This window comes from Persicimonas caeni (genome assembly GCF_006517175.1).
Lineage (GTDB): Bacteria > Myxococcota_A > Bradymonadia > Bradymonadales > Bradymonadaceae > Persicimonas > Persicimonas caeni.
This window is the reverse complement of sequence record NZ_CP041186.1, coordinates 4,624,704-4,638,485: the sequence shown is the minus strand read 5'-3', so window position 1 is coordinate 4,638,485 and position 13,782 is coordinate 4,624,704. Positions and strand designations below refer to the sequence as shown.

The 13,782-nt window shown below is 63.2% G+C and carries 10 protein-coding genes; 4 read left to right on the top strand and 6 right to left on the bottom strand.

All coding sequences use genetic code 11. The features are described from left to right. Positions 1-3: 3 nt before the first annotated feature. Genes FIV42_RS17015 through FIV42_RS17005 form a run of 3 tightly spaced genes read right to left on the bottom strand, consistent with a single transcriptional unit; the run spans position 4 to position 3,850 of the window. A complete protein-coding gene (locus FIV42_RS17015) occupies positions 4-351 on the bottom strand; it encodes a hypothetical protein (protein ID WP_141198852.1) in 348 nt (115 codons plus the stop codon). A gap of 8 nt (positions 352-359) precedes the next feature. Next, positions 360-1,631 carry a hypothetical protein gene (locus FIV42_RS17010; RefSeq protein WP_141198851.1) on the bottom strand — a complete coding sequence of 424 codons (1,272 nt, stop codon included), beginning with the start codon at positions 1,629-1,631 and terminating at the stop codon, positions 360-362. Between the two features lie 53 nt (positions 1,632-1,684). After that, a complete protein-coding gene (locus FIV42_RS17005; protein ID WP_141198850.1) occupies positions 1,685-3,850 on the bottom strand; it encodes a response regulator in 2,166 nt (721 codons plus the stop codon). Positions 3,851-4,223: 373 nt separating this feature from the next. Here FIV42_RS17005 and FIV42_RS17000 point away from each other — a divergent pair, with 373 nt between their 5' ends. The 3 genes from FIV42_RS17000 (at position 4,224) to FIV42_RS16990 (ending at position 7,327) form a co-directional block, all read left to right on the top strand. Continuing rightward, positions 4,224-5,441, top strand: coding sequence for an aminotransferase class V-fold PLP-dependent enzyme (locus FIV42_RS17000; RefSeq protein ID WP_141198849.1), 1,218 nt, complete (start codon positions 4,224-4,226; stop codon positions 5,439-5,441). Positions 5,442-5,511: 70 nt separating this feature from the next. Then, a complete protein-coding gene (locus tag FIV42_RS16995) occupies positions 5,512-5,883 on the top strand; it encodes a response regulator (protein ID WP_141198848.1) in 372 nt (123 codons plus the stop codon). Next, complete coding sequence (locus FIV42_RS16990; RefSeq protein WP_141198847.1) at positions 5,870-7,327, top strand: protein kinase domain-containing protein; 1,458 nt, start codon at positions 5,870-5,872, stop codon at positions 7,325-7,327. Before FIV42_RS16995 ends, FIV42_RS16990 begins: the two co-directional genes overlap by 14 nt. Before the next feature lie 2 nt (positions 7,328-7,329). On the opposite strand, the gene FIV42_RS16985 is transcribed toward FIV42_RS16990, so the two are convergent. From FIV42_RS16985 to FIV42_RS16975, 3 genes are all read right to left on the bottom strand, one after another. Then, a complete protein-coding gene (locus tag FIV42_RS16985; protein ID WP_141198846.1) occupies positions 7,330-9,219 on the bottom strand; it encodes a hypothetical protein in 1,890 nt (629 codons plus the stop codon). Between the two features lie 209 nt (positions 9,220-9,428). Beyond that, positions 9,429-10,793: an ABC1 kinase family protein gene (locus FIV42_RS16980; RefSeq protein ID WP_141198845.1), complete on the bottom strand. Its 1,365-nt coding sequence runs from the start codon at positions 10,791-10,793 to the stop codon at positions 9,429-9,431. 75 nt (positions 10,794-10,868) lie between these two features. Next, positions 10,869-11,480 (bottom strand): EF-hand domain-containing protein, encoded by a 612-nt coding sequence (locus FIV42_RS16975; protein WP_141198844.1) that lies wholly within the window; start codon positions 11,478-11,480, stop codon positions 10,869-10,871. A 461-nt stretch (positions 11,481-11,941) separates the two neighbouring features. On the opposite strand from FIV42_RS16975, the gene FIV42_RS16970 reads away from it, so the two are divergent. Further along, positions 11,942-13,780 carry a hypothetical protein gene (locus tag FIV42_RS16970; RefSeq protein WP_141198843.1) on the top strand — a complete coding sequence of 613 codons (1,839 nt, stop codon included), beginning with the start codon at positions 11,942-11,944 and terminating at the stop codon, positions 13,778-13,780. Positions 13,781-13,782: the final 2 nt, after the last annotated feature.

The window sequence follows — 13,782 nt, the reverse complement described above, 5'->3', positions numbered from 1 at the left end:
CCCTCAGGCGCAGGCGTCCTCACATGCCTGCGCCAAGAGTTCGGCGATGCCCTCGGCGGCGGCGACTCGCTCGCCTTTAGGCGTCAGGTAGTGCACCCGCAGTTGGGTGCGCCGGGTCGTCTCGACGATCATGATGCGGTGCTCGTCCTCGGTGAACGTGACGAAGACCGGCAACACCGACGCTTCGCCCTTCTCGCGGCAACCGAGCCCTGCGAGGGCCTCGCCAAGAGCGGCGAGGTCGACCTCGTCGGGCAGATCGACCCTCCACAACAAGTTGTCGACACACGATTGCTCCAGCCTCAGGTTGAGCAGTTCGACGTCCTCGTTGTCGCTGGGTTTCGACTCGCTCATCAATTCCCTCACTCGGTCCGAGTCACGACGACTTCGCAACGATCATCGCCCTTGCAGGCGCATCGGGTCTGCTCGGCTCGCCACGGGTTATTCGACGGGGCGAAGACGTCCTCGTAGAACGCCGGGGTGAAGTCGGGCTGCTCGCTCCAATCGACCGCGTGGCCGAGCTGGGCGGCCGCCTCACACGCGCCCTCGAACAGGTAGCACGTGGGGTCGTCGGCGACGCCGTGGCGAATCTTGTAGTACGGTCCCTCGTAGGTGCTGGGAGCCTGGAAGGCGATCATCTTGCCCTCTTCGTAGTCGGAGACCGACCAGCGGCCAAAGCCCAAGCCCCGGGCGATGGTGCACGCGTGCAGCGCCACGGTGAGCATGTCACGCTCGGTGGAGCCGGTCAGAGCCTCCCACTCCGGCGAGCCGATGATGCCGCCGAAGGTGTTGAAGCCGCATAGTCGCCCCGCCTCACGCAGCAAGCTGGCTGACACGGCCACGAAGCTCGGGTGCTCGCGGCGCAGGGTCTCGAGCATCTCGTACGAGATTCGGTTGTAGAGGCTCGAGGGGTTGGTGGTGACGAAGACGCCGAAGGCCTGGATCAGGCCGCGCTCGTCGCCGGAGACGTTCGCCAAAAACTCCTTGAGACCCACTGTGAGTCTCTCGACGGTCTCCTCTTGGATGCCGGCGAAGGTCTCGGGCACCACCTCGGCAATCTTGTCGTAGTCGACGCGGATGCGCGGCTCGCTCAGCTCGACCTCTCGGATGCTCAACTCGAAGACGCAGCGCGAGTCGCCCAGCACCAAGCACTCGGTCTCTTGGACGTCGACCGCTTCGGGCGCCAGGTCGTGGGCGCAGGCGAGCGCCGCGGCGGCGAACCCGCCGGCGACGGCGTCGGCCGGGTGATAGCGCTGCTGAGTGTCACCGAATTTCTCCAGCCAGGTGTACGCATAGTGCATATGCTCGCCGATCGCCTCGCCGCCGTCGGCGTTCAACTGCGACAGGTCGATCTTGCCGTGGCCGAAATTCGAAAAGATCTCGGCGGCCAAGCTCAATCGCTCGTCGGGAGAGTCGACGCCCGCCTCGGCGAAGACCGAGCTGAGCAACTGGAAGAAGAACTCACGGGCTGCATCCGTGCGAAGCTGGATCGACGAGCCCACCCCCAGGGCGTCGTCGATCGTCTTGTCGATGAACAAGTTGTAGTGGTGGCAGTGCGAGCACACCGGCGTGTCGCCTGCGAAGACAAAGTCGTGGCCGTCGAGCCACTTGATTACCGAGCGAAAGTCTTCCATTTCTCTTCTCCTAAGAACTTACTGAAAACTCGAGGGCATTCGGGGGGGCCGGCTCAAGCCGGCTCGGGCTCGCTTTGGTCTTGGAGCTGGGGCAGTTGCTGGCGCACCACTCGGTCGACCTCGGCGACCAGCTCCGGCCCGGTGAAGTTGCCTTTGCGCATGATGCGCTCGGAGACCATCTGCAGCTGCTCGACCTCTGCACGGGTCAGTTGACGAGCAGTGACCACCACGACGGGGATATCGGACCACTTGTCGTGCTTGCGGATCTCGCGCAGGAACTCGAAGCCGTCCATCTCGGGCATCATCAAGTCGAGCAAAATGATGTCGGGGTGGAGCTCCTCGAGCTGCTCGATGGCGATGCGCCCGTTGGCGGCGGTGTCGACCTGCCAGCCGGCGGCTTCGATATTGCGCTGCATGATGTTGCGCGTGTCGGGGTCGTCCTCGACGACCAAGGCGTGGTGAGTGGCTTGGCGCCGGTCGAAGCGCTCGAGCACCTCGACCAACTTCTCGCTCTTGACCGGCTTGACCAGATAGTCGTCGGCACCCAGCGCGTAGCCCTTGTTGCGGTCGGCGACCATGGTGAGCATGACCACCGGGATGTGGCACAGCTCATCGTCGGCTTTGAGCTGAGCCAAAACATCCCAGCCGTCGGTGCCGGGCATCATCACGTCGAGCGTGATGACGCTCGGGGCGATGGTGCGCGCCAGCCGCAGGCCCTCCTCGCCGTCGTAGGCGCTGACGACCACGTAGCCGGCGCGGCCGAGTTGGCGGCGCAGCAACTCGTGCATCGTGTCGTCGTCGTCGATGACGAGCACGGTGAAGTTGCTGCGCGAGGTTCCCAGCGCCGCCATCGCCTCGGCGATCGCCTCGGTATTTGCCCCCGACGACAACGGCGCCGGCAGACGCACCGTGAAGGTCGAGCCCTCGCCGGTGGTGCTGGTCGCGGTGATCGCTCCGCCCATCATCTGGCAGAAGTGGCGGGTGATCGTCAGGCCGAGCCCGGTACCGCCGTACTCGCGGGTCGTCGAGCTGTCGGCCTGGGTAAACGGATTAAACAACTCCTCGAGCTTCTCCTCGGGGATGCCGATGCCGGTGTCGCTGATCTCGAAGACAAACTGCTCGCCCAGCTCGGTCGACTCGGCGCGCACCGTCAGGCGAACCTCGCCGTCCCTGGTAAACTTGGCGGCGTTGCTCAACAGGTTGATCAGGATCTGGCGCACCTTGATCCGGTCGGCGCGGATATGGCCCAAATCGTCGTCGCAGTCGATGACAAACGCGTTGGCGTTCTTCCGAACGTTGGGCTCGACGGTCGAGATGACGTCGTCGATGAGGCCAGCCAGCTTGAAGGTCTCCCAGACAATCTCGTGGCGACCGGCCTCGATCTTCGACAGGTCGAGGATGTCGTTGATCAGGCTGAGCAAGTGATTTGCAGCGGTGTGGATGCGATCGAGATCGGGCTGGATCTCGTCGTAACCAAAGTCGACGGCGTCCTCGGTGATCAGCTCGGTGTAGCCGATCACCGCGTTGAGCGGCGTGCGCAACTCGTGGCTCATATTCGCCAAGAAGACGCTCTTGGCCCGATTGGCCGCCACGGCCTTGTCGCGCGTTTCGGTCAGCTCACGATTGAGATCTTGCAACCTGGCAGCCGCCTCCTTCTGCTCGGTGACGTCGCGAAACACGCACACCGCCCCGGAGACGATGTGGTTTTGGAGCACTGGGCTGAAGATGCACGAGACCGGGATGGTCGAGCCATCCTCCCGCGTGATCACCGCGTCGTCATCGCGCAGGGTCTCTTGGCGATTGACCCGCGCCACGATCTGGCGCACGTCGAGCACCTCGCCGCCCTCGTGGAACTCGAGCATCTCGAAGAAGCTCGGCCCGTCGAGTTCGTCTCCATCACGGTCCAGCAACGTGCTGGCAGCCGGGTTCGAAAAGAGGAGTCTTCCTTTACGGTCGACCGCGCACACCCCGTCCTCGATCCCCGAGAGCACGGAGGTGAGCCTCTCGCGCTCTTCATCGACTTTGGTGCGCAGTTTCTTGGAGCTCTGGTCGAGCGTCTCGAGGGTGCGGTCGAGCAGATACTGGTTGCGCTCGGCTTCAGCTGCAAAGCGGTTCAAGCCTCGCAAAAGCTTCTTCCATTGTGCGGGATCGGGCGGTGTGTCGGGTTGGTCAACTCCGGCCTGTTCGAATAGGCCGAGTAAATCTGGATGTGTGGCCATGAATACTACTTTGAGAACCAATTGGGGGACGCTTCGGCACGAATACAGCCTCGGCAGGCTTGCCCCCCTCAGTCGGGGTCTGCGGCACTCGCCGGAGCGAGTCGCAGGGGGTCCGATTGTTCTCACCCAGGATTCGCCGCCGTCGTACCGACTTGCCAGGCCCGGAAGTGGCGTGTGGCGAACCCATGAAAAGATGATCGAGTCCTGAGATTGACGCAGGCGCAATTCTCGTCGCTCTTACCGCGATCGACGGGTGAGTCGACCACGGCTTTTCGTCACTGTTCATCTTGCCGTTGTCCACCACTATTGCCTTAAACACGAGAACATGCAACATTATCTTTAAGAAAATCCAAGAAGTTAGGAACGATGCCCGATGTCCAACTCGTTTGTGCAGGCGAGGGGGGATTTCCCGATACTCCGTCGCCGGATCAACGACCGCCCCCTGGTCTATTTGGACAGCGCGGCCACCTCGTTGATGCCCACGCCGGTCATCGATCAGATCGGTCGGTTTTGTGCACAGCAGCCAGGCAACGTCCACCGCAGCACCCACCTTTTGGGCGAGCAAGCCTCGGGCGCTTTCGAAGCGGCGCGCGCCACCGCGCAACGCTTTTTGAACGCCCCCCACTCCGATCAAATCGTCTTCGTGCGCGGCGCCACCCACGGGCTGAACCTGCTCGCACGGGCGTTAGGCGAGGGTTTTCTCGGAGAGGATGACGAGGTGGTGATCTCGAGCTTGGAGCATCACGCCAACCTGATCCCGTGGCAGCAGGCATGTCGACGCCGCGGCGCGAAGCTGCGCGTCGCCCCGCTCGATGAGCGCGGCGATCTCGATCTCGACGCCCTCGATGCTCTGCTCGGCCCGCGCACCCGCGTGGTGGCTGTGACCCACGTTTCCAATGTGTTTGGCACGATCAATCCCATCCGCGCGATCGTCGACGCCGCCCACGCCGTCGGTGCAGTGACGGTGGTCGACGGAGCCCAGGCGCCGGCCCATCTGCCGGTCGATGTGCAGCAATTGGGCTGTGATTTTTACGTTTGTTCCAGTCACAAACTCCTCGGCCCCACAGGTGTCGGATTGATGTACGGGCGACGCGCCTGGCTCGAGCGTTTGCCACCCGTGGAGACCGGCGGTGAGATGGTCAGCGAGGTGAGCTGGCAGGAGGCGAGTTTCTCCGCCCTCCCCCACCGCTTCGAGGCGGGCACCCCGCCGGTGGCCCAGGCGATCGGTTTGGCCGCGGCGATCGACTACCTCGAGGCGCTGGGCATGCAGGCCATCGAGCGTCACCAAAACGAGCTTCTCGAATACACCGTCGAGCGCCTCGACGCCTGTGATCGGGTCGAGGTGATCGGGCGGCCGCGCCGACGCGCGAGTGTCGTCTCCTTCAACGTCGAGGGGATGCACCCGCTCGACGTGGGCGCGCTGCTCGACAGCCAGGGCGTCGCGGTGCGCGCCGGCTACCACTGTGCCCAGCCCTTGATGAACGATCTCGGCCTGCAGGGCACCGTGCGCGCTTCGGTGGGCCTTTACAACAACCGCTCAGACATCGATCGTTTGGTCGAAGCAGTGGATCTGGCCTGTGAATTTGCTTAAGTAGCATCACCTCGCATGGTACGAGGCTTTCTGACCAAACCGGTCGCTTTCCGCCACGGAGTACAGTACATTGGCTAAGATACTGCTCGTCGAAGATAATGAGATGAACCGCGACATGCTCGCCCGTCGCCTACAGCGCAAAGGATACGAGGTAGTAGTCGCCGAAGACGGTCAAGTCGCCATAGATAGGGCCACCTCCGAGCAACCCGACCTGATCCTGATGGATCTGAGTCTGCCGGTGGTCGATGGATGGGAAGCAACGCGCACCCTCAAGGCCCAAGATGCAACGCAGCACATTCCGATCATCGCACTGACGGCGCACGCCATCTCCGATGACCGCGATACGGCGCTTGAATGCGGCTGTGATGAGTATGATACAAAGCCAGTCGACATGAAGCGTTTGCTGTCGAAGATGGAGAAGTTCTTAGATGGATCAGCTTGAAGGGCACCTTCTCGTTGTCGATGACAAGGAGATGAATCGCGATTTGTTGGCGCGTCGACTGCGTCGCCGAGGCTTCGAGGTCTCGACGGCGGTCGACGGGTTCGACGCGCTCGAGAAGATGGAGCAGCAAGACTTCGACCTGATCTTGCTCGACATCATGATGCCGCGGATGAACGGGCTGGAGGTCCTCGAGAAGGTCCGCCAGACCACCTCGGTGACCGAGCTGCCGATCATCATGGCCACCGCCAAGAGCGACAGCGAGACGGTGGTCGAGGCGCTGCAGATGGGCGCCAACGACTACGTGACCAAACCCCTCGACTTCGGGGTGGTCATGGCCCGCGTCAAAACCCACCTCGATATTCGCAACAAGAGCAAGCAGAAGTCCGAGAACCAGCGAGGCTTCGCCGCGCTGTCGGACTCGGGCAAGTTTCAGGCGGTCTCGAGTCGGCACTACTGCAAACGATGCCGCTCGAGCACCCAGGCCGAGCAATCCGAATGTCCGTCGTGCTACAGCAAACGCCCCGAAGGCGGCTGGCCGACGATCCGCAAGGACAAGTTCCCGCATCTGGGCCGCACGATCGCCGATCGCTACTTTCTGAGCCGCTACATCTCCAGCGGCTCGGTGGGCACCGTCTATCAGGCGCGTGATCTGGAGATCAATCGCGACTACGCCGCCAAGGTGGTCGACCTGAGCAACCCTGGCATCGGCGTCGATCCCGAGGAGATTCGCGAGCGCACCACCCGCGAAGTCGAGGTGCTCTCCAAGCTGAGCAACCCGCATATCGTCAAGATCTACGACGTGGTCATCGTCGGCGACGGCATCTTCGCGCTGATTCTCGACTACGTGCGCGGCTACAGCATGTCCAAGATCTTGGCGCGCGCCGGCAGCTTCAGTGTCATCAACGCGCTGAACATCGCCCGCCAGGTCGCCCAAGGCCTGTACGAAGCGCACCAAATGGGCATCGCCCACTGCGACATCAAGCCCGAGAATATCATGGTCGAAAAGATGCCCATCCGGGGTCATTTCGCCCACATTCTCGACTTCGGCGTCGCCGAAATCCTCGAGTTTCGCACCGAGGGCGGGCGCTACTACGGCACGCCGCTGTACAGCGCGCCCGAGCAGTTCCAGTCCCCCGATCTGATCGACCACCGCACCGACATCTACTCACTGGGCGCGGTGCTCTATCACATGATCACCGGTAAGCCGCCGTTCAACGGCGAGAACGCCTACCAGGTGCTGACCAAGCATATCTCCGAGCCGATCCCGCGCATCTTCAGCCCGGAGCTCGACGAGATGGAGCGCGAGTTCCTCGATCGGTTGATCCGACGCATGATGGCCAAGAAGCCAGAGGATCGCTTCAAGGACCTGTCGGGCGTGCTCGAATATATCGATACGTTGCTGCCGGTCTTCCAGCAGCGGCTTCGCGAGCGCGAAACCGGGTGAGCTCAGGCGAACTGCCAGACGTACAACGCGGCTAGCAGCGCGACGATAAGGGCGAGCAGCACGACCAGCCGCCCCCAGCCGCCGGACGCGGCGTCCACCTCGGAGCGGGTCGGTTGGGTCGGCGCAGCCGGCTTCTTCTTTTCGATCGGCTTTTTCTTTTCGACCGGCTTTTTCTCTACAACCGGCTTCTTGGGTGGGGCAGGCTTCTTCGCCTCCACCGGCTTCTTCGGTGGAGCCGACTTCTTCTTCTCGACCGGCTTCTTGGGTGGGGCAGGTTTCTTCGGCGCAGCCGACTTTTTCGGAGGAGCCGACTCTTTCGGAGGAGCCGACTTTTTCGGAGGAGCCGGCTTCTTCTCTTCGACCGGCTTCTTCGGCGCAGCCGGCTTCTTCGCCTCTACACGCTTCTTCGCTGCCGCCGGTTCGGGCTTCCCTTCGGCCCCCAACTCGCGCAAAACCCCGTGCGCGCCGGCAGCCATACGGCGGCGCAGCTCTTTGAACGCCGGATGCATCGTCACCGGCATCCACGGTCCGTCGAGGGTGGCGATTTCGTCGGCGCCGAGCAGCGCGCCGTGCTTGATGAGCAGGACTATGTCGGAGGCCTCGACCGGCCCGTGGATCTTGCCGTTGATCCGCAGCCGATATCGGCCATGCTCGATCGACGAGTGGATCTCTTTGGTCGGCAACACGATAAAACCGCTATGCCCTTCGTCCGCGCGACGCACCGGCGGATAGGCCGTGCGCGTGTTCTGACGCTTGCGCGGCTGCTCGGATTTCTCGACCGAACGCCCCTGCACGCTCATCTCGCGCAACACCTCGTGGGCGCCGCGCGCCATCTTCGAGCGCAACTGTGTGAACGCAGGGTGGTGGACGACGCGAACCCACGGCCCGTCGAGGGTGGCGATCTCCTCGCCGCCCAACAACGCGCCGTGCTTGATCAGCTCGACCAGGCCGGCGTCGTCGACCGGCCCGTACTCCTTGCCGGCCACGCGCAGCCGATACGGCCCCTCGGCCAGCGACTCGCGGATTTCGGGCGTGGGCAGGAAGATAAACCCGCTGCCGCGCGCCTCGCCGGCCCGCCCCGCCACCGAGATGCCCGGCATGCGACTGGTCTCTTGTTTGGAGCGCGCCTCCTTTCCCGCCTCGGGCCGCGGCACGGGCTGGGTGCGACGAACGTCGGGCGTGCTCGGCTCCTCGCCGACCGGTTTGCGACGCTGCTCACCCCACGATGGCTCGTCCCGAAGCTCCGCCGTCGGAAGCGGACGAGCCGACAAGTTCGTACGGTAGGGTGAATTGGCCGGCGGCACCGGGGTGTCGTCGTTGTAGGGGTTGGTCGTCTCGGCCATCCCCTCAGACTCGCTCGCCTCGCGCGAGCCCAGGTCCCACGTGCTGCGCGGACTCGACGCCTCGGAGGACTCGACGCCGGCCCGCTCCATGATCGACTCGAGGCGGCGGCGCAGATCATCGTCGCTCATCGAGCGCTGATAATCACCGCCCTCTCCTTCAGGCTTGGTGATGCCACCGGCAGGCGTTTCGGTGCGAAGGTTGGACTCGGGGGGAGCCGAACGCGCCGAGTCGAGCAGCCCATCGAGATCTTTCGATGCGCGGGAGTTCGACCCTTCGGCGCGCAGCGCGTTGGCCAAGCTCTCCATGTCGGCGAGTTCTTGATCGGTCAGCCCGCTGACCGACGACGACACCGTCGATAGACCTTCCGGGATCGGCGGCTCGGGAACGTCGACAAAGGAATCGTCTTCATCCTCGTCCGCCAAATTCGACGAGATCGGCTCCCCGAGTTCGTTGAGCTCCATCTGAGTGTGGCAGCGCGGACACGAGATCATCCGCTCGGAGGGTTCATCTTTGAGCCATTTGAGGCGAAACGCTGTACGGCAGCCCATACACCGAATTCGCTTCGAACTAACAGCGCCCATACTTCTACTACTGCCGACGTACGTAAGTGATCACGATCAGTCAGCTAAGGTCACCGATCTGCGAAGATAGTTCAAGGGCGCTTCGGTTCGTCATCGATTAAAACCCTGAAAAAGCGCAACAAAAAGAAGGGCTACACATAGCTTTGGCAGAATTCCCCCGCGGGCTCTCGGGCCGACTATGACTCGGTGAGCACGCCTCGCCGGCGCGCGGTTCGGTAGGCCATCTCGTAGGCGTTCATGGTCGCGTCCATCTTGCGCAACAACCCTTTGATTCCGCTCAACACACGGAAATAGGCGAGCGCGTCGGGCGGCGGGATGAGCTTGAAGAAGCTCGGATGACGCATCATGAAGAGCTTGGCCTCCATGGCCGGCTCCCAGTCGCCGAAGTCGAACGGCTCGTCGCGCATAAACGGCGCGGTGACGATGCTCTGGTACTGCAGCATCAACTCCGGGTCGATCGACTTGGGGTCGGTCCCGTCGGTGCCGAAGCCGAGGCGCAGGTAGATATCGATAATTCGCTCGGCGTCGTCCTGCCAGGCGGCGTCCAAGATCTCCATGAAGCCGTCGGTAAACTCGGGCTCGAAGCTCTTGACGCAGCCGAAGTCGAGCATGACGAGCGTGTCGTCATCCTGCAGCAGGAAATTGCCCGGGTGCGGGTCGCCGTGCAGCTCGTGCAGCTCGTGGAACATCCACGAGTACAGGTGCATCCAGCGCTCCAAGAGTTCTTGGCGTCGAGGCCCGTCGCCGATCTCGGCGAGGGCCTCGTCGAGCTTCTGGCCGTCGATGAACTCCATGACGAGCACTTCTTCGCTGGTCCACTGCGGGAAGGGCTTGGGAGCGCGCCATCCCTCGCGGCCGTCGAGGTGCTCATTGAACCGCGCCATGGTCTCGGCCTCGATGCGATAGTCGGCCTCCTCCATGAGCATGCGGCGCACCTCGTCGAAGATCTGGTCGAGCCGGTCGCGGTCGACGAACGCGCGGCCGTACACCAGCATCGTCTTGAGGCTCTTCAGGTCACTCTCGAGCGAGGCGGCCACGCCCGGGTACTGCACTTTGACGGCGACGTCTTCGCCTGTCTCCAAGGTGGCGCGGTGGACCTGGCCGATGCTCGCCGAGCCGATGGGATCGGGATCGAAGTAGCTGAAGACCATCTCCATGGGACGATCGAAGGCCTTTTCGATCTGGCCTTTGACCGTGTTGTAGGTCATCGGCTTGGCGTCCTTTTGCAGCGACGACATCACGTCGGCGAACTCGTCGGGCAGAAGCTCCGGGTCGGCCGACAGCATCTGGCCGATCTTCATCGACGCGCCTTTGAGCTCACCCAACACCTCGACGACGCGCTCGGCGTTTTTGGCGTAGGCGCGCTTCAAGCCCTCTTCGCGCCGATCCTTGTTGCCCGGCAGGAAGCTCCCCAGCTTCGAGGCGACGCTCGAGGCGGTGACTTTGGCGCCCATCGAGCCGAGCTTGAACATGCGCTTGAAGCGGTTGGAGGTGACCTCTTCGCCCGTCTCGCCGGCCAACTTTTCCCAATCTTCTGCCATCGGTACTCCCTCGGAAAACTCGCCCTCAATTTGTACCCGAGGAGCTCCGACATTCACAAGTGAATCTGCGGGCCATCAGGTCGTGGGCGCCCTGCGAAATCGCATAACCCACAGCTCGATGGCCTGATTCCATTCGCTCTGATCGATCATGCCGTTATCAGTTGTATCCCAGGCGGCGAACGCCTCCGAAGCAAACTCGCCGCGGGTCAAATACCCATCGTCGTTGGCATCCCAGTAGCGAAACAGGTTGGTGCGCTCGAAGCCCTGTTGCACCTCGTCGATGCCCAAATCGTCGTCGGCGTCGAGATCCCAGTCGCCAAACTCGCCGTAGGGCTGCTGGCTGCGATAGAACGACGCAGCCGCCCTCTTCCACTCGTCGGCCTCGACGCTTCCGCTCCTGTCGACGTCCCAGACTCGAAACGCGTGGCGAGTGAACTCCTCGCGGCCGACGACGCCGTTGCCGTTGCCGTCCCACATCTCGAAGACGCGCATCGTCTCGACGGCCTGGGTGAAATCGTACTCGTCGATCTGTGCGTCGCCGCGCGCCCAGTTGTGAAATTGGGTGTCGGGCGTAGCCGTGACGGCCTGATCGGCCGGGTCGGGCAGGTTCTGCTCCGGGATGCATGCCCCCAGCGCAGCAAAACCGAGCATCGCCAGCGCCGCCAAAAGTCGTTGATTACAAGTCATTTGCGCCCCCTCTGTTGGTTGTAGCCCCTACGTGTGACGCTAATCACACGCGGGGTCGGGACTACTGGCGCAACCATTGGATGCAGTAACCCGCAGGACTGAAACATGGAAAGCACATGGAGAAGCCCATGCAGGTTTGAAGCGCCCGCTACATAAGTAACTGCACGGAGATTGTGCGGGAAAGCTCGGCGAGCAATCGGCGGCAAGCACAAGGAGACAGCCCGCAGGCGATGCCGGCGGCATCGTCGAGGGATGGCGACGCAGTGATTGGCGTCGAGAGCCGCCGAGATGACCGACAGAATCTTCGTGTAGTTACTTAAGCAATTAAGGACGTAGGGGCTGCGTCATCGGCCGGGCCTGCTTTTCACATGCCCATTGCCTTCAGCTCAAACTAGGCGTAAAGTCTTTGCAACTTCTTAACAGAAAAAAGTCTGTTCGACGGCGCGGGACCAGCAACAACCTTGGGCGTACTCTCCTCACAAGACGAAAGCGACCTTCTCGACGAGGCCGACGAGCCGACCAGCGAGCACGAACTCAGCGAAGAGCGCATCCACACCTGTGTGAGCAAGTTCTTCGGGATGCTCGACCGGGTCGTGACCGTGCTGCGTGTCTACCCACGCCACCATCCGGTCATCGACAGCGTGACCCAGCAGGCGGTCAATCGCCTCCAGGAGGTGCTCGATGCGGGGCGGCCGGTCACCGTCGAGCTCACGCCCAGCCAGGTGCTGTCGGAGTGGGGCGAAGAGGTCTTCTCGCGTGAGATGAGCGAGAGCGAGCGGTTCATCTGGTACAAGCCCAACTCCGACGGGCTGCGCTTCCTGACGTTTCGCCCCGGCCTCGACGCTGCCGATCTGCAACAACTCATGCAGGTGGTCACTGCAATCGACAGCGGCGAGGTCGGCTCGGACGACGACACGATCACGCTGCTGTGGGAAAAGCAGCTCGACACCATCGCGTACCGGTCGGTCGACACCTTCGTCGACTCGGAGACCATCGAGGAGTTCAACCAGCGCACCTCCAAGGAGGTTGTCGACATGGTCGTCGAGGCGGCGATCGAGCCCGACGGAGAGTCGGGCCAAGAGATCGACCGAATCTTCGAGCACGTGGGCATCGACTGCCTCGACTGGTTTACGGCCGAGCGCGTCGGCCAGAGCTTTTTGACCAAGCCGATCGCCGCCTCCGAGGACGACCTGGCGTTCGCGCTGTCTGTGACCGAGAACCTCGTCGGCTCGCTTTACACCGAGTGGCACTCCGGAAGCCTGCTCGAGTTTCGCTTCATCGAGGCGCTGCTCAGCGTCATCCGCACCTCGCCGACCTCGCTGGCCGCCGAGCACGCGCGCATGGTCATCGAGAAGATGACCGTCGAGATGCTCGACAAGGAGATGTACGCGGCCGCCCTGCACGTACTCCGACTGCTGCAAACGCGCACCGAGATGTTCGAGCGCGCCGACGAGAATCCCATCGAGGCGGTCTTTGCGAGCGCCTCGGAGCCCGAGCGCGTCGAGGGGCTCTTGTGGCAGCTCCAAAAGTCGGACTCCCCCGAGCCCATGCGCGAGCTGCTCACGCTGCTCGACGCCGACGCCGTGCAGCGACGCACCCTGGCGATGTTGTCCAGCGACGACACCGAGCTGGCGCACCCCGAGCGGCTCATCGAGCTGCTCGTCGAGGTGACCGACGAGTCCAACGCCGACGCCATCCGCGCCGACGAGCACCTCGCCAACGAGCCCTTCCTCGAGCGCCTGCTCGACTGCATCCCGCCCGAGCGCCTCGCCGACTGGGCGCCGGCCCAGAAGGTCGTCGTCGCGGCCATCGCCACCGGCAAACTCGCGCTGCAAAGAAAGGCGCTCGAGCTCGACTTCGTCGGCTGGGCCGACATGACGCTGGCGCGCTCGACGCTCTTCCCGCTCATCGACCACCACGAGCAGGACATCCGCACGCGCACCTACGAGTTGTTGGGCCAATACCAACCGCAGGTGCTCCAAGAGCGGCTTCGCCGGCTGCTCGAAGGCGGCGAGTTGGGCAAAAAACCGATGGGCGAGATTCGCTTCCTGATGCAGACCTTCGTCGAGGCGCACCCCTCGCACCTCGACGAGCTTCGCAACCAACTCGACACCCGCGGGTGGTTCGGCGAGGCCAACGCCAAATGCGCCAAGGCCGCCGCGCGTATTCTTTTGGAGAAGGGCGACGCCAAGGCGCGCGCGACGATCGAGGCGCTCTCGAATAGCCTGCTGACCGCCCCGGGCCTCAAAGACGCCTACAAGCGGCTGTTGCAATCCCATGCCGCCAACGGAGGAGCTTGAAA